General features: G+C 61.5%; 16 protein-coding genes. 5 read left to right on the forward strand and 11 right to left on the reverse strand.

Annotated features, from left to right (window positions below):
* Positions 1–71: 71 nt before the first annotated feature.
* From HU773_RS22350 to HU773_RS22360, 3 genes are read right to left on the reverse strand one after another with little or no spacing between them, the layout of a single operon-like run.
* A complete protein-coding gene (locus HU773_RS22350) occupies positions 72–953 on the reverse strand; it encodes an alpha/beta hydrolase (protein ID WP_057958588.1) in 882 nt (293 codons plus the stop codon).
* Positions 950–2,344, reverse strand: a complete 1,395-nt coding sequence (locus HU773_RS22355; protein WP_057438348.1) for an aspartate aminotransferase family protein — start codon at positions 2,342–2,344, stop codon at positions 950–952. The genes HU773_RS22350 and HU773_RS22355 overlap by 4 nt, the downstream gene beginning before the upstream one ends.
* Positions 2,337–3,035, reverse strand: coding sequence for an MtnX-like HAD-IB family phosphatase (locus HU773_RS22360; protein ID WP_057438346.1), 699 nt, complete (start codon positions 3,033–3,035; stop codon positions 2,337–2,339). Before HU773_RS22360 ends, HU773_RS22355 begins: the two co-directional genes overlap by 8 nt.
* A 230-nt stretch (positions 3,036–3,265) precedes the next feature.
* On the opposite strand from HU773_RS22360, the gene HU773_RS22365 reads away from it, so the two are divergent.
* Positions 3,266–4,030: a MipA/OmpV family protein gene (locus HU773_RS22365; protein WP_057438345.1), complete on the forward strand. Its 765-nt coding sequence runs from the start codon at positions 3,266–3,268 to the stop codon at positions 4,028–4,030.
* A 114-nt stretch (positions 4,031–4,144) separates the two neighbouring features.
* On the opposite strand, the gene HU773_RS22370 is transcribed toward HU773_RS22365, so the two are convergent.
* The 5 genes from HU773_RS22370 to HU773_RS22390 form a co-directional block, all read right to left on the reverse strand.
* Positions 4,145–4,558 (reverse strand): EamA family transporter, encoded by a 414-nt coding sequence (locus HU773_RS22370; RefSeq protein ID WP_057958585.1) that lies wholly within the window; start codon positions 4,556–4,558, stop codon positions 4,145–4,147.
* On the reverse strand, positions 4,555–4,935 hold the full coding sequence (locus HU773_RS22375) for a DMT family transporter (RefSeq protein WP_057438341.1): 381 nt from the start codon (positions 4,933–4,935) through the stop codon (positions 4,555–4,557). The genes HU773_RS22370 and HU773_RS22375 overlap by 4 nt, the downstream gene beginning before the upstream one ends.
* Positions 4,932–5,852: an arginase family protein gene (locus HU773_RS22380; RefSeq protein WP_057958584.1), complete on the reverse strand. Its 921-nt coding sequence runs from the start codon at positions 5,850–5,852 to the stop codon at positions 4,932–4,934. The genes HU773_RS22375 and HU773_RS22380 overlap by 4 nt, the downstream gene beginning before the upstream one ends.
* A gap of 184 nt (positions 5,853–6,036) precedes the next feature.
* Entirely contained in the window at positions 6,037–6,690 is a 654-nt protein-coding gene (locus tag HU773_RS22385) for a DsbA family oxidoreductase (protein WP_057438339.1), read from the reverse strand.
* Between the two features lie 61 nt (positions 6,691–6,751).
* Complete coding sequence (locus HU773_RS22390) at positions 6,752–7,771, reverse strand: alpha/beta fold hydrolase (RefSeq protein WP_057438337.1); 1,020 nt, start codon at positions 7,769–7,771, stop codon at positions 6,752–6,754.
* Positions 7,772–7,953: 182 nt separating this feature from the next.
* Here HU773_RS22390 and metR point away from each other — a divergent pair, with 182 nt between their 5' ends.
* A complete protein-coding gene (gene metR / locus HU773_RS22395; RefSeq protein ID WP_032859924.1) occupies positions 7,954–8,871 on the forward strand; it encodes a transcriptional regulator MetR in 918 nt (305 codons plus the stop codon).
* Between the two features lie 4 nt (positions 8,872–8,875).
* On the opposite strand, the gene HU773_RS22400 is transcribed toward metR, so the two are convergent.
* The 3 genes from HU773_RS22400 to nosR all read right to left on the reverse strand — a co-directional run bounded on the left by HU773_RS22400 (position 8,876) and on the right by nosR (position 11,566).
* Complete coding sequence (locus HU773_RS22400; RefSeq protein WP_057958583.1) at positions 8,876–9,514, reverse strand: LysE family translocator; 639 nt, start codon at positions 9,512–9,514, stop codon at positions 8,876–8,878.
* Between the two features lie 25 nt (positions 9,515–9,539).
* Positions 9,540–9,953, reverse strand: a complete 414-nt coding sequence (locus HU773_RS22405) for an NUDIX hydrolase (protein WP_115128909.1) — start codon at positions 9,951–9,953, stop codon at positions 9,540–9,542.
* Positions 9,954–10,219: 266 nt separating this feature from the next.
* Entirely contained in the window at positions 10,220–11,566 is a 1,347-nt protein-coding gene (nosR, locus tag HU773_RS22410) for a response regulator c-di-GMP phosphodiesterase, NosR family (RefSeq protein WP_057958581.1), read from the reverse strand.
* Between the two features lie 252 nt (positions 11,567–11,818).
* Between nosR and HU773_RS22415 the strand changes: the two genes are divergently transcribed.
* The 3 genes from HU773_RS22415 to HU773_RS22425 are packed head-to-tail and all read left to right on the forward strand — an operon-like array spanning position 11,819 to position 16,500.
* Positions 11,819–13,693, forward strand: coding sequence for a putative bifunctional diguanylate cyclase/phosphodiesterase (locus tag HU773_RS22415; protein ID WP_120734092.1), 1,875 nt, complete (start codon positions 11,819–11,821; stop codon positions 13,691–13,693).
* A gap of 57 nt (positions 13,694–13,750) precedes the next feature.
* On the forward strand, positions 13,751–14,698 hold the full coding sequence (locus tag HU773_RS22420; protein ID WP_057958579.1) for a cytochrome-c peroxidase: 948 nt from the start codon (positions 13,751–13,753) through the stop codon (positions 14,696–14,698).
* Entirely contained in the window at positions 14,695–16,500 is a 1,806-nt protein-coding gene (locus HU773_RS22425) for a DAHL domain-containing sensor histidine kinase (RefSeq protein WP_169989548.1), read from the forward strand. Before HU773_RS22420 ends, HU773_RS22425 begins: the two co-directional genes overlap by 4 nt.
* Positions 16,501–16,502 lie beyond the last annotated feature (2 nt).

A 16,502-nucleotide genomic window follows, 5' to 3' on the forward strand; every position in this document is an offset into this window, starting at 1 on the left:
TGTAAGTGCTCCTGTGGGCGCTGTCTCGCCCCGTGAGGCTGCGATAGCGGTGGCTCAGGCAACATCAATGTTTACTGTGCCGCCGCCAGCGCGGGCTCGCAGAACGAGACATCGCCCATTTTTGAACCGGTGTGTTGCTCGATAAAGTCGGCACTCAACTCGATCACCCGGCGGTATTGCAGGTCGACGGTGATCATGTGATAGCAGTTGTCCAACAGGATCTTGGTCACCGGCCCCCCCAGGTGGCGTTCCACGTAGTCGGCGTTCCAGCGGCTGGTGATGTCGTCCTCGATGGAGTGCAGCACCAGCGCCGGGGTCTTGATCGACGGCATGCGTTTCTTCACCACCGCATTCATCCAGTGCAGCTCGCGCACGGTGACGCCTTCCATGGTCAACAACCCGGCCTCGCTGCTCTCGCCCTCTTTCATCTGCCGCTCGACAATGGCCCGCAGGCGTTCGTTCTTGATGCCGTAGGGCGGTTTCTCGGTAAAACGGAACAGGCGCACACCGAACGGAATACGGATCAGCAACGGCGTGATGAAGGCAAATTTGTTGATGCTCCAGCCGTCGTACTTGAGGGTCGTGGAGTACATCAGCAACCCGGCGACCTGGCCCGGAAACTCCGAGGCCAGGTACATCGACATTACCGCGCCCATGGACAAGCCACCGACGAACACCTGCGCATGGCGCTGCTGCACGCCGACAAAGGTCTTGCGCACGCCCTCGTACCAGTCGCGCCAACCGGTGGCCTGCAGGTCTTCGTTGCCCCCGCAGTGCCCGGCCAGGGTCGGCACATACACGGTGCAGTTGCCCTCCTTGGCCAGGCCCTGGGCCACCCGACGCAACTCGGTCGGGGTGCCGGTCAGGCCGTGGATCAACAAGACCCCGACCGGACCGTTGCCGAGAACGAAGCCGGCGTTGCCTTCGCCGAGATCGATATCGGCCTGGTTCACCGCTTCATCGCTCGGGTCAGCAGTTGCTCCAGCAGCTTCAAGCCCAGGTCGATTTCCGGGTAGCTGATTTCCAGGGACGGCGCCAGGGTGATCACGTTCTTGTAGTAGCCGCCCACATCGAGGATCAGCCCGAGTTTCTGGCCGTCTACCAGCATGTCGCCTTTCATGCCCTCGTCAACCATGTAGTCCAGGGTCGCCTTGTCCGGGGTGAAGCCATCGGGACCGCAGATTTCACAGCGCAGGGCCAGGCCCAGGCCATCGACGTCGCCGATGATCGGGAAGCGCTTTTGCAACTCTTGCAAGCCTTCGAGGAAGTATTTGCCCTTGGCCATGACCATCGCGCCGTAGTCGACTTCGCTGGTCATCTTGAACATTTCCAGGCCCACCGCCGTACCCAGCGGGTTGGAGGCGAAGGTGGAGTGGGTGGAACCCGGCGGGAAGATTTTCGGGTTGATCAACTCTTCCTTGGCCCAGATGCCGCCCAGGGGGTTGAGGCCGTTGGTCAGGGCCTTACCGAACACGATCACGTCCGGCTGCACATCGAAGTGCTCGATCGACCACAACTTACCGGTGCGCCAGAAGCCCATCTGGATCTCATCGACCACCATCAGGATGCCGTGCTGGTCGAGCACCTGCTTGAGTTCGCTGTAGAAGTTCATCGGCGGGATCACGTAGCCGCCAGTGCCCTGGATCGGCTCGACGTAGAACGCTGCGTACTCGCTCTGGCCGACTTTCGGGTCCCACACACCGTTGTATTCCGTCTCGAACAGACGGGCGAACTGCTGCACGCAGTGGCTGCCGTACTCTTCCTTGGTCATGCCCTTGGGACCACGGAAGTGGTACGGGAACGGGATGAAGTTGGCGCGCTCGCCAAAGTGGCCGTAGCGGCGACGGTAGCGGTAGCTGGAGGTGATGGACGACGCACCGAGGGTGCGCCCGTGGTAACCGCCCTCGAAGGCGAACATCAGGCTCTTGCCGTTGGTGGCGTTACGCACCACCTTCAGCGAGTCCTCGATGGACTGCGAACCGCCGACGTTGAAATGCACCCGACCATCGAGGCCGAATTTTTTCTTGGCATCCACCGCGATCATTTCCGACAGCTCGATCTTGCCCTTGTGCAGGTACTGGCTGGCGATTTGCGGCAGGGTGTCGATCTGCTGTTTCAGCGCATTGTTCAGGCGCGGGTTGGCATAACCGAAGTTGACCGCCGAGTACCACATTTGCAGGTCGAGGTAGGCCTGGTCTTCGGTGTCCCACACGTAGGAGCCTTCGCAACGGCTGAAGATACGCGGCGGGTCGATGTAGTGGACGGTGTCGCCGTAGGAGCAGTATTTGGCTTCTTTATCCAGCAGAACCTGGTCTTCGGCGGTAGCGATACGGATATCAGACATGATGAAAGAGTTCCTGATTTTCGGAAGTGAAATGGGTGGCGTTGGCGGCGATGCCCTGGGGCAGCCTGGCCAGCAAGGCCGGCAGTTCGGCAAAGGTGTCGAAGCGCAGATGGGGGATGGCGTGGGCCTGGCAGTACTGGGCCAGGCTGCCCTTGGCGAAAACAAAATCGGCGGTGGTCGAGACGCACATATCGGACTTGCCGTCGCCGATCACCAACACCCGTTTGTTACGCGGGGTGGACTTGCATTTGCAGTTGCCCGAGGCCGCGCGGCAAGCGTCGCTGGCATGGGGGAAGTCGATGCGCCAGCTGTTCTGGTCAACCTGGCGCAGGCGGTTGGCGATGATCGGCAGCAGGGTCACGTAGTTGCGCGAAAGGATCCGCGCGATGCCTTGCTCGATGCCGTCGCTGACCACTTCAAGGGACGCGCCCAGGCCAAGGACATGGTCGACGAAGTCCGGGAAGTCCGGGTCGATCTCGACGGTGTCGAAATACGCCAGCAGTTCGGCCGGTGTCGCCTTGATCAATGCCAGTTGGCGGCTCAGGCATTCGCGGGAACCGATATGGCCATCCAGCCATTGTTGCTCGATGGTTTCCCACTCGGGGCCGGCGAAGCGTTGGAGAACATTGTCGATGACATCGGTGGGTGTGATGGTCCCATCGAAGTCACACACGATATGCCAGTCATTCATCTGCGTTTACCTTGGAGATGACAGCGCGGATGCGCTTGTACCAGGGTTAGAGCAGGGACTGTGCCAAGTGCACAAAACCCAATGGGGCCGGGGTTCTGCCCCATGTCACGGTGAAATACCCAGCGCCCAAGCTACAATTTTTGTAGGTCGCTACAAACAACATGAGTGCTTGCGTGGGGCCCTGCGCCTGCGCGTTCATGCGCGCATATTTTGCAAGAGGAGCAAGCAATATGTTCAGGGTGACTTCGCGGGTATTCGCCGGCGTCCTGGGGCTGTGGATGGGTTCGGCAGCAGCGGCCGACATCAGCGGCGAGGTGGGCCTGGGCCTGAGCTATCAGCCACGGGAACCCGCCGCCAGCCGCTACCAGACCGTGCCGGTGCCCTACTTCGACCTGGATTGGGGAGATGTCAGCCTCGATACCGATGACGGCCTGACCTGGAGTGCACTCAACAGCAATGGCTTGAGTGCCGGGCCGTACCTCAATTACCTGGCGGGACGCACGGCCAACGGGCCGCTGAAGGGCCTGCGGGATGTATCGGACATGGCCGAGGTCGGCGGGTTTATCCAGTACGCGCCAGCGGACTTCTGGCGGGTCTACGCGCAACTGGGGCGGGCCGTGGGCGGTGCCCGCGCGCAAAGCGGCGTGCTCGGCAAGCTCGGCGGGGAACTGGGTTACCCGTTGGGCGGCGCTGTGATTGGCAGCACGGGGCTGGTCGCGCATTTTGCCGATGGCCGCCAGACCCAGACGTTTTTCGGGGTGGATGAGCAGGAAGCGGCAGGCTCCGGGATTCGCCCGTACAACGCCAGCGGCGGGTTCCAGAACCTGACACTGACCCAGAGCGTGCAGATTCCCCTGGCGCCCAAATGGTCGTTGCTGGCCAGTGCCAGTTGGGTGCATCTGCTGGGGTCAGCGGCGGACAGCAGCATCGTGCGCCAGACCGGCGAGGTGAACCAGGGGCAGGTGCAGACGGCGATCAGCTACACCTTCGATTGATTGTGTGGAAGCGGGCTTGCCCGCGATAGCATCACCGCGGTGTAACTGATACACCACGGCGCCTGCATCGCGGGCAAGCCCGCTCCCACATTTGTCCGTCATTCCAGTCTGGGCTCAGTTTTCTTCGCCCTCGGCCAGCAGTGCAATCCCGCCAATAATCACCACCACGCCCACCCAGTGCAGGAAGCTGATGTGCTCGCCCAGCCCCAACCACGAGCCGAGCAGCACCACCACAAACACCAGCGAACTCAGGGGGAAGGCCAGGGACAGGCTGCTGCGCCGCAGGATCAGCATCCACACAAAGAACGCGCCGATATAGCAGGCGATCGCCGCGAGGATCCCCGGGTTGACCGCCACCGCCGCCAACCACTGCCAATTGAAATCCATCTGGCCAATTTGATCGCCAGCCACCTTGGTAAACAACTGGCCGGCGCTTTCGGTGAGGATCAACAACGCCCATAACACTACGGTGCCCAGGCGCCCATGCAGCCAGCCAACCGGACGGATAGCCATCTCTTGCGCACTCATGATTGTGCTCCTGCTACAGCCACCAACATCACGCCGGCGGTAATCACCATCGTGCCCAGCCAGCGCCGGCGGCTGACGGTTTCGCCCAGTATCACCTTGCCCGCCAACACCACCCCGCAGTAAGCCAGTGCGGCGGCCGGGAACAACAGGCTCAACGGCGCGCGGGACAAGGCTTCAAGCCAGACAAAGAATTCGATGACATAGGCGCCGATGCCCGCCCACAGCAACGGCGCATTAAACACCTGGCCCCAGAAGGCATTCAGGCGAAAGCCGCCTTCGAGTTCGGGCAAGCGGTCCAGGCCCAATTTGAAACACAACTGGCCGATCACATCGAGAACGATGGAAAAGGCCACCAGCAACACGACGGTCAGGGTCACGGGAACAGCTCCTCGAACAGGTTGATCAACGCTTCATTGGTGGTGGCGTTACGCAGCAGGTCATCAGCGCTCCAGCGTGCGGCCGGCGGCTGGTCGGACTTGGCTTCCCAGCGCTTGAAGGCGTTGCTGAACGCAGGCTGCGCAAACTCGCCGCACACGTCGATGCCAAGGATCCGCTTGCTCGCCGCCAACGCACGCAGGGCTTGCAGCAGGTGCGTCAGGCGCATGCCGCCCTGGTCCCAGTTGGTGGCCGCGTCTTCGCTGGCCAGCACGTCCTTGTCGAGGGTGATCCATACCGCCTCGGTGGGCAGGCTGGCGATCATTTGCTCAAGGAATGCAGGCCAGTCGAGCTCAGCGAGGTTGCGCCAGTGCAGGTGGTTTTCCTGTTGTGCATGGCCGGCGCCATCCCCTACCCGACCCCAGACTTTCGACGGCGCGTGCTGCCAGGGAAACAACTGCAAATGCCCGCGCTTCAGGGCGCCAAGATTGCCGCCGCGCAGTTGCGGGTTATGCAGGTCATCGCTGCACGGGCCTAGGGTGACGATGCGCTGGATCGCCGGCATCTTCAGGGCCTGATTGACCCACGAGCCGCAGTGTCGGCGCGGGGCCAGGCGTACCCAGTCGGGGTGGTTGTCGAAGTGGATCAGGCTGATAGGTTCCTGCACTTCGGCGAGAAAAGCCGGGGTCAGGTGGTGATAGTCGCCGGAGCCGACAAAGAAGATTTCCGGGCGCGCCGTGCTTGGCCGGGGCCGTTGGGCCAGGCGCTGGGCAAAGCGTTTCCAGGTTTTTTCGGTGGACCACAGGCGCAGTTTCGGGCCCAGGTCGAGCAGGTCCAGGCGCGTCGCTTGACCACTGGCCAGACGCCGGGCGATGGGTGCCTGGGCTGTGAGGCTGTGGTCGAGATCAAGAATATTCAAGGTAATGTTTCACCCCCTGGCAGTGCCCAGCCGCTTACCGGCGGGGCTTTAGGGGGGTAATGCAAGGGATGGGCCAGGAACCCATGTGGCTTGCTCGCCAAGGCGGTGGGTCAGTCAAGAGATACTTAGCTGATCTACCGCTTTCGCGAGCAAGCCCGCTCCCACATTTGGCCGGTGGTACTTGTTAGCTTTTGGCTTCGTTGATGATCTGGCGGATTGCACCGACAAACGCTTCAACCGGCTGCCCACCACTGACCGCGTACTGGTCGTTGAACACGATGGTCGGCACCGAACTCACCCCGCGTGATACCCACAGCTGCTCCTGCTCGCGGACTTCTGCGGCGTACTCGTCCGAGGCCAGAACCTCGGCTGCGCGCTTGAGGTCCAGGCCAACGCTCTCGGCAATGATTGCCAACGTGGCGTGGTCGGACGGGTCCTGGCCATCGCTGAAGTAAGCCTTGAACAGTGCTTCCTTGAGGTTGTACTGCAAACCCTCGAGCCCGGCCCAATGCAGCAGGCGATGGGCGTCGAAGGTGTTGTAGATACGGCTTTGGCCATCGGTACGAAACGCAAAGCCCAGGGCGGCGCCCATGTCGCGGATGCGCGCGCGGTTGGCCTGGGACTCTTCGGCAGTGGAGCCGTATTTCTCGGTGATGTGCTCGGTGATGTTCTGCCCTTCGGCGGGCATGTTCGGGTTCAGCTCGAAGGGCTGGAAGTGGATCTCGGCCTGCACTTCGGCGCCCAGTTGGTCCAGGGCTTCGGTCAGGCCGCGCAGGCCGATGACGCACCAGGGGCAGGACACGTCGCTGACAAAGTCGATTTTCAGGGAAGTACTCATTCAGGCAACCTCGCAGGCATTACACGCCACAAAGTTCGCACCATACACCTCTACGCGGCCGTCATAAAACCTTGGCGGGGGCCAGGGGCTCAACCTGCGCCCAATGCGCCGCCTCTTCGCGGTGGGCTTGCAGGTACGGCAACACCGCCGCCAGCAACGGCGCCTTGAACGCTTCCTGAAAACGATGGGCCAGACCCGGGATCAGCCGCAACTGGCTGCCCTGGATATGCGCCGCCAGGTGCACACCATGCATCACCGGCAACAACGGGTCGGCCGTGCCATGCACCACCAGGGTCGGCACGCGCAGTTGGTTGAGCAATGGCACCCGGCTCGGTTCGGCAAGGATGGCCATGATCTGGCGCTTCACACCCTCGGGATTGAATGCCCGGTCGTAAGACTGCGCCGCCTGCTGCAGCAACGCCTGGCGATCATCCTCAACCTGAGGGCTGCCCAGGGCGGCCAGCAAGTCGGCCTGCTGCTCCAGGGCCACTTCACGGTTGGGCGCACTGCGCCGCGACAGCAGCTGCACCAGCGCGGCATTCGGCGCGGGCAGGCCTTCGGCGCCGGAGCTGGTCATGATCAGGGTCAGGCTTTCTACGCGCTGCGGGGCCATCGCCGCCAGGTGCTGGGCGATCATCCCGCCCATGCTCGCGCCCAGTACATGGAACTGGCGCACCTGCAACGCATCCATCAACCCCAGGGCGTCGTCGGCCATATCGGTCAGGGTGTAGGGCGCAGCCACCGGCAGGCCGAGTTTGTAGCGCAGCACTTCAAAGGTCAGGTTGGCGCTGGCCGGGGCCTGGCGCCAGGTGGACAGGCCAACGTCACGGTTGTCGTAGCGGATCACCCGAAAACCTTGTTGGCACAAGGCGACCACCACTTCGTCCGGCCAGTGGATCAACTGCCCGCCCAGGCCCATCACCAGCAGCAACGCGGGGTCGGAAGCACGGCCGATGCTCTGGTACGCCAGGCTCACCTGGTCCAGGTCGACCCGCTCAGTCGGGACATTGACATCACATCGAGAAGCCGCAAAAGACGGCAGGCCGAACAATAAGGCGGCCAGTAAAAGCAACACGCGCATGAAAAACACCGAAACGCAGAACCCCAGTAGAGCGCGAGTCTGATGAAGTTTGTTCAAGCGCGCTGCCACAGTTACGTGACAGTTTGATGAAGAGTGCCCAGCGGTCATGGTCGACAGAATTGGCAACATGAGACAAACTCACGCTATCCGAACTTGTCACAAATTATCTTCATGGAGAGCCCGTGCTCGAAATCCGTCATCTCAAGACCCTGCACGCCTTGCGCGAAGCCGACAGCCTGGTGGAAGCCGCCGAGCGCCTGCACCTGACCCAGTCGGCACTGTCCCACCAGTTCAAAGAGCTGGAAGAGCGCATGGGCATGCCGCTGTTTGTGCGCAAGACCAAACCGGTACGCTTCACCAGCGCCGGCCTGCGCCTGCTGCAACTGGCGGACGCCACCCTGCCGCTGCTGCGCGGTGCCGAACGGGATATCGCACGCCTGGCCGGCGGCACCGCCGGGCGCCTGCATATGGCTATCGAGTGCCACAGCTGCTTCCAGTGGCTGATGCCGACCATCGACCAGTTCCGCGATGCCTGGCCGGAAGTCGAGCTGGACCTGGCTTCCGGCTTTGCCTTCGCCCCGCTGCCAGCCCTGGCCCGTGGCGACCTGGACCTGGTAGTGACCTCCGACCCGCTGGAGCTGGCGGGCATCACCTATGTGCCGTTGTTCACCTACGAAGCGATGCTCGCCGTGGCCAACCAGCACGCCCTGGCCAATAAGCCGTACATCGTGCCCGAGGATCTGCTCAGCGAAACCCTGATCACCTACCCGGTGGAGCGCGACCGCCTGGACATCTTCACCCGTTTCCTGGAACCGGCCGACGTCGAGCCGGCCCAGGTCCGTACCTCGGAGCTGACGGTGATGATGATGCAGTTGGTGGCCAGCGGACGCGGCGTATGTGGCATGCCCCACTGGGCGCTGCACGAGTACAGCTCGCGGGGTTATGTGAAGGCCAAGCGGTTGGGCGAGAAGGGCCTGTTTGCCACGCTGTACGCCGGGATCCGCGCGGATATGCTGGATGCGCCGTACATGCGCGACTTTTTGCTGACGGCCAAGGACACCTCGTTTTCGACCCTGGATGGGGTCAGCGCAGTCCGTTGATTGCTCACGCGCTGCGCCGTTGCTCCAGCATCAGGCGCACCGCCAGGGCGGCCAGCACAAACCCCATGAAATAACGCTGCACCGCCAGCCACGTGGGGTTGTGGATAAACCAGGCGGCGATGCTCGCGGCGCACAGCGAGATCAGCAGGTTGACCACAAAGCTGACGCTGATCTGGGTAAAGCCGAGCATCAGGCTCTGGGTGAAGACCGAACCGTGCTCCGGGGTGATGAACTGCGGGAATACCGACAGGTAGAACACCGCGATTTTCGGGTTCAGGGCGCTGGTCAGAAAGCCCATGGTCACCAGCTTGCGCGGCGAGTCGGCGGGCAGTTGCTGGGCCTCGAACGGCGAACGGGCGCCCGGTCTCACTGCTTGCCAGGCCAGCCATAGCAGGTACAGCGCGCCGGCCCACTTCAGCACTTCGTAGGCCACCGGCACCGTGAGAAACACTGCGGTCAACCCGGCAGCCGCGGCGAACAGGTGCACAAAAAAACCTGCGACCACCCCCAGCAACGACGTGACCCCGGCCTTGCGGCCCTGACAGATCGAGCGGGAGATCAGGTAGATCATGTTCGGCCCGGGCGTGAGTACCAGCAGCAGCGAGGCGGCGGCAAAAATCAGCAGTTCATTGAGGGGGATCACGGCTCAGTCCTTTGCGCCCGACAGTTCAGGCAGTAGTGGTCAGCGATGCTCGATAAAACGGCAGGATCAAGTCACGTGTCAAGGGCGCCAGCTGCAGGCCGCCGTCGCCGGCCGGGTCGATCCAGCACACTTCTTCGATCTCGGCAGCGGGCGTTACCGGCACGTCGATACGCACTTCAAACAGCTCGGCCGCCACGGTAAACCCCGGCTCGTTGGCCGCCGGCGCCGAGAAGTGGCCCAGGTAGTGTGCCTGGGCCGAGTCGATACGCAGCCCCAGCTCTTCGTACAGCTCACGCGCCAGGGCCTGCACCGGTTGTTCGCCCGCGTCGATCTTGCCGCCCGGCTGCATGAACGCCTGGGTGCCGCGCTTGCGCACCAGCAGGGTCTGGCCGTCGCTGCCGATCAACAGGGCGGCGGCGATACGGATAGTCTGGGACATGAAATAAACGCCTTGGAGTAAAGGGCGCAAAGGATCACACGACCCTGCGCTGCGCTGCCAGCTTTGTGGCCGTTTTTTTGTGATGACGGGTTTGTTGTGGCGAGCGGGCTTGCCCGCGCTGGGCGGCGAAGCCGCCCCAGACCACCCACCGAGCTCCAACTGAGAAAACACGGTGGCCTGATTAGGACTGCTTCGCAGCCCAGCGCGGGCAAGCCCGCTCGCCACAACAAGGCTGGTCGCCCCCTTGCCACAGGTTGTGTGATTTTTTATTGAGCGGGGAGCGGTTCGTCAGGTTCCTTGATGAACACGCTGTACTTGGCGCCTTCCATGGCTTCAAAGGCAATCAGCTTGTCCACCAGCGGCAGGTTCAGCACCTTGCCGGCGTTGAGCAACAGCATGCCGTTGTCGGCATTGAGATTGCGCGCCAGGATCATGCCTTCGGCCAATTCCCGCGTGCCGAGCACCTTGACCGTCGGGTCGCCCAGGGTCACGTCGCTGAGGAAGGCCGCACAGGCCTGGACGAAGTCTTCCACCATATCCGGGTCATACAGGCGCCCGGCGTATTTGCGGATGTACAGCAACGCTTCGTCGCTGTTCATCTGCCGCTCCAGAATCAAGCCGCGCTGCAATTCGATAAAGTCCACCGCCAGCTTCAGCAAACGCGAGCCAAACGGAATCCCATCGCCCTTGAGGTGGTCGGGGAAACCACTGCCGTCCCAGCGTTCCTGGTGATGGCGGATGATGCGCGCCGCATCCTTCATCGGCTCCAGAGTCATCAGCAGCGATTCGCTTTGGGTCGGGTAGGTGCGATACAGCTCGCGGTCGGTGCTGTGCAACAGGTCGGCGGGAGCGATCATCATCCTGTCGGTCCAGCTCAACTTGCCGACGTTGTACAGCGCCGCAGCCATGGTCAGGTCGCGCACACTGGACTCATCCATCGACTGGGCTCGGCAGTACACCCGGATCAGCTCGATCAATGGGCGGTTGGTCTGTTTCTCCTTGGGCAGGCGCAGGTTGGCCAGCAGGGAAAAGACTTCGGTGCCGGTCACGTAGCTGCGTTTGAGTTCATCGTAGGCCAGGTCAAGCATGTCGGCGGTCTGTTGCAGCTCGCTGGTGCGCGATAGGACGCGCTTTTCCAGGGTGGCATTGAGCGCCTTGAGTTGATCGTTCTGTTCGCGGGTCAGTTGCTCCAGGCGCAGCCTTTCGCGATCGGAAAACTGATGCTCCAGGGACTGGCGCAGGATCAGGAGCAGTTCATCATCGTTCCACGGTTTGCTGATATAGCGGTGGATCTGCCCCTCGTTGATGGCCTTGATGATCATCGTCAGGTCGGCGTAGCCCGTCAGCAGGATGCGCGACGTCGCCGGGTACAGGCGATGGGTTTCGGCCAGCAACGTCGCCCCGTCCATGGCCGGCATCCGGGCATCGGTCATGACCAGGTCCACGGATTGGGCCGCCATGATTTCCAGCGCCTGGGCACCGCTGCCGGCCAGCAAGACGTCATAAGGCTGACCGCGCAGCAGGCGGCGCAGGCTGTTGAGGATCGACTCTTCATCATCGACCAGCAAAACCGTGGGCCTGTAGGGAGAAGTTGTAGCGAGTTGCTCATCCATGGCGACACCTACTCAAACTTGAACTAGATTTAACCCTTGCACCTGCCGTTGACTGCGCGGTGCTTGCCCAGGCAATCAGCGCTCTACATCAAAGGGTGAGCTGCCGTTGATTTGACGCCAACTGGCCGACTAATTCAAGGGAGCCGACTACGCTTGTACATAGAGTCAGCAATTGACTCACTCCTCTCACCCGTTGCGGAAAGGAATCCTTATGCACCCCTCCATGTTGTTGCATGCCGATGGGTCCGGGTCATGAGCCAGCGCCCTAAACATGCAAACCGACGCATTCTGATCGTCGACGATACGGCCTCTATCCATCAGGACTTCCGCAAAATCCTCTGTGCCGAGGCCATCGCTGACCAGACGCTGGAGAGTATCGAGCAAAGCCTGTTCGGTACGGCACCCGCGGTTCACCAGCGCTACACCCTGGACTCCGCCTACCAGGGCCAGGAAGCCCTGGCGTTGGTGAGCCAGGCGCTGGCTGATGGCGCGCCATACGCCCTGGCGTTCATCGACATGCGCATGCCGCCGGGATGGGATGGCCTGGAGACCATCGAGCAGCTGTGGAACATCGACTCCAACCTGCAAATCGCCCTGTGTACCGCCTATTCCGACTACTCCTTCGAAGCGATTGAAGCGCGCCTGAAGTTCAGCGATCAGTTGCTGATCCTGAAAAAGCCCTTCGACCATCTGGAAATCCGTCAGATGGCCAGTGCCCTGACCTGGAAATGGCAGTTGGCACAGGATGCGCTGCTCAAGGTGTCGAACCTGGAGCGCACGATCGAAGAACGGGTCCAGGAACTGCTCAAGGTCTCGCACCTGCTGCAATACGACGCCCTCACCGGCCTGCCCAACAGCACGTTGCTAGGCGACCGACTGACACAGGCCATTGCCCTGGGCCGGCGCCACGATACTCAACTGGCCGTGATGTTTATTGGCCTGGACCGCTTCAAGCGTATCAACAACGCCCTGGGCCACCCCGTGGGCGATCAAGTGTTGCAACAGGTCGGCGAGGACCTGGCGGCAACGGTCCGCAAATCCGACTCGGTGTTCCGCTATGGCGCCGACGAGTTCGTGATGATCCTCAACGACATTCATCACCCCCAGCAAACCAAAAGCATTGCCGAGAAGGTCCTCAAGGCTCTGGGCCGCACCCGCCATGTGGCGGGCCATGACCTGCGTGTCACTGCCAGCCTTGGCATCAGCATTTACCCCAATGACAGTTTCAATGCCGTGGAGCTGATCAAGAAGGCGGAAACCGCCATGCGTAACGTCAAGGAACAGGGGCCGGACAACTTCAGCTTCTTTATCGAAGACATGAACCTCATCGCGCGCCAGCAGCAGACCCTGGAGGCCGCTATCCGCCTGGCCCTGGAGCGCGATGAGTTTGTCTTGCACTATCAGCCGAAGCTGGACTTGAAGAGTGGGCGGATTGTCGGCGCCGAAGCGCTGATTCGCTGGTTTCAACCGGCTCATGGCTGGGTCTACCCATCGGACTTCATCCCCATGGCCGAAGACAGCGGCCTGATCGTGCCCTTGAGCCAGTGGGTCTTGCGCCAGGCTTGCGAACAGGCGCAACGCTGGCAAGCCCAGGGCTTGGCGCCCATTTGTGTCTCGGTGAACATCTCGGCTATCGACTTCCGTCAGCGCGACTTTGTCAGCAACCTTGCGACCATACTCGAGCAGACAGGGTTGGCGCCCGCCCTGCTGGAGCTGGAGATTACCGAGAGTGTATTGATGCAAAACGTCGAAGACACCGTTGCCATCCTGCACGAGATCAAAAAAATGGGGGTGCGGCTGGCCATTGATGACTTCGGCACCGGCTACTCCAGCCTCAGTTACCTGCGGCGCTTTCCCGTCGATGTGCTAAAAATCGACCAGTCGTTTATTCGTGGCCTGGGCGAGAACACCCAGGACATGCAACTGATCAGTGCCATTATCAGCCTGGGCAAGAGCCTGGACCTCAATATCATTGCCGAGGGCGTGGAGACCGTCGAACAACTGGAGTTCCTCAAGGCCCGGCACTGCGAGGAGGGCCAGGGCTATCTGTTCAGTAAAGCCGTGGCGGCCGAGGATTTTGCCCGGCTGCTGCAAACCGGCCCACATCATCTGATGCCGGATCAATGACTCTCTGCTCGCAAGGAACTGAAGTTGAGGCATACATCACCGCTTTACGCGTCGGCATTGTTCATATGCCTTGTATCCGGCGGATGGCTGGGAAGCTCTGTGGCGCTGGCGGCGCCGCTCAACGAGGCACTCACGCCCCTGCCTGAGCTGCCAGTGCTGGATGCCCACCGGGTCGAGCTGGGGCGTCGACTGTTCAATGAAACACGCCTGTCGATCAACAACACCCTGTCTTGTGCCAGTTGCCATCACTTGGACAAAGGCGGCGCCGATGACAAACCCTTCTCTCTTGGCTTCGACGGTAAGCCAGTGAGGCTCAATACGCCCACCGTGTTCAATGCCAGCCTGAGCTTCAAGCAGTTCTGGGACGCCCGGGTGAACACGCTGGAGGCGCAAGTCCACCAAGTGGTCACCAGCCCCGTGGAAATGGGCAACAACTGGCAAACCGTTGTCGCGACCCTGTCCGCTGCGCCTGAATATCAACGCGCATTCACCCAGGCGTACCCCGACGGCGTCACGGCCGCCAACGTGCAGAATGCCCTGGCCACGTACGAGCGCACCCTGCTCACGCCCAACTCACGCTTCGACCAGTACCTGCTGGGCAACACCGACATCCTCAGCTATGACGAAAAACAGGGTTACCTGCGCTTCAAGGAGTACGGTTGTATTGCCTGTCATCAAGGGGTCAACATCGGGGGCAACATGTACCAGAAGTTCGGCGTGCTGGGTGACTACTTCAAGGACCGCGGCAACCCGGTGGACGCGGACCTGGGGCGCTACCTGGTCACCCTGGATGAGGAAGACCGCCATGTGTTCAAAGTGCCCAGCCTGCGTAACGTCGCCGTCACCGCCCCGTACTTTCACGATGCCTCGGCCAAGACTCTGGAAGAGGCGATCGACGTGATGTTCAAGTACCAGTTGGGGCGCACGCCGTCGGCGGATGACAGGGCCCTGATTGCGCTGTTTCTCAAGACGCTGACCGGCGAATGGGAGGGCAAGCCGCTATGAAGCTGACTCGCCGCGCCAGCCTGGCACTGCTCGGTGTCGTCACCGTGGTACTGGCCTCGATCCTGGTTTTTTTATACATCAAGTCTTCTACTGACCAGAGCAGCAACTACACCCCGTCCCGGGACCTGATCCGCCATATCAAGCAATTGAACGCGCAATGGGACAGCGAGGTGCTCAAGGCGCGGATCGCCCTGACCCACAACTACGACCCGCTGGTCGCGCCGCTCAACGAGATGAACAGCCTCTGGGCCGAGTTGGAAGCGCGCGAGCACCTGCACCAGCATGCCGATCCAGCCAACTGGCAATTGGCACAGAGCACCTATCAAGCGGCGATCGAGGAAAAAGCGCGGCTGGTGGACCAGTTCAAAGCCCATAACGCGTTGCTGCGCAACTCCCTGGCCTTCCTGCCGAACGCCGAGGACGATATCCAGATGCAGTTCGGTCTGCTGGACGACAACAATCGCCTGCAGTTGCAGGACATTACCAGCGACACCTACGACTTGTTGCTCAGCAGTCTTGAGTTCGCGCTGGTTGCCAGTGATGACAAGGCCGCAGAGATTCTTGTCGGGTTGAACAAACTGGCGATCAACAAGGAACACCTGCCTGGGGATTTCCAGAGCCCTATCGAGCTTCTCAGCAAGCACATTGCCCTGATTCTGCGTGAGCAACCGGTGGTCAACAGTTTGCTTGAGCGCATCGCCGCAATCCCGCTGTCCGAGCACTTGGACGTCATGACCAACCAACTCGACCAGGATCAACGGGTCGCCGAACTGACCGAGCAGAAGTACCACCGTTACCTGCTGGTGTTTTCGACGTTATTGATGCTGGTACTGGTGTACCTGGCTGTTCGCCTGTTACGCAGCTTCGCCGAGATCAACCGGGTCAACCGCGCCCTGCTGGCTGTCAACGAAAGCCTCGAACAACGGGTCGAGGAACGCACCCGGGAACTCAAGGACGCCCAGAGCGAGCTGCTCGACAGCGCCCGCCAGGCCGGCATGGCGGAAATTGCCACGAATGTGCTGCACAACGTCGGCAACGTGCTCAACAGCGTGAATGTGTCCGCCGACCTGGTCACCCGTAAGCTGCGGGCCAGCAAGGCCCTGGGGCTGGGCAAGGCCATGCAGTTGATCAACGAGCATCCCCATGACCTGGGCACCTTCCTGACGGACGACGACAAGGGCAAAATGTTGCCGGGATACCTCAATCAATTGGTGGACGCGATTGCCATCGAGCAGCAAGGCATGGCCGATGAACTGGTGCAGTTGACCAAGAGCGTCGACCACATCAAGGACATCGTCTCCACCCAGCAGTCCTATGCTGGCGCCTCCAAGCTGCTGGAACCGGTCCATATCAGCGCCCTGGTCGAAGACGCGCTGCGCATGAATTCCGGGGCCTTGAGTCGCCACCATGTCACCGTGGTCAAAGACTATCAGCCAGTCCCCGAGGTCATGGTCGATAAGCATCGTTTGCTGTTGATTCTGGTAAACCTGATCAGCAACGCCAAGTACGCCATGTCCAACCTCAGCGACCGGCCACGCCAGATAACCCTGACGGTCCGCCCCCTGGATGACCATACGCTGCAAATCAGCGTAAAAGACGAAGGCGAAGGAATTCCCGCAGAGAACATGACGCGGATCTTTACCCACGGTTTCACCACCCGCAAGGAAGGCCACGGCTTCGGCCTGCATAGCTGCGCCCTGGCGGCCATCGAAATGAAAGGCCGTCTCACCGCCCACAGCGATGGGCCGGGCCAGGGCGCCCTGTTTACCTTGTCTATCCCTCTTGAACGTGCCGAGACCTGACC

This window comes from Pseudomonas shahriarae (assembly GCF_014268455.2).
GTDB classification, from domain to species: Bacteria; Pseudomonadota; Gammaproteobacteria; order Pseudomonadales; family Pseudomonadaceae; genus Aquipseudomonas; species Aquipseudomonas shahriarae.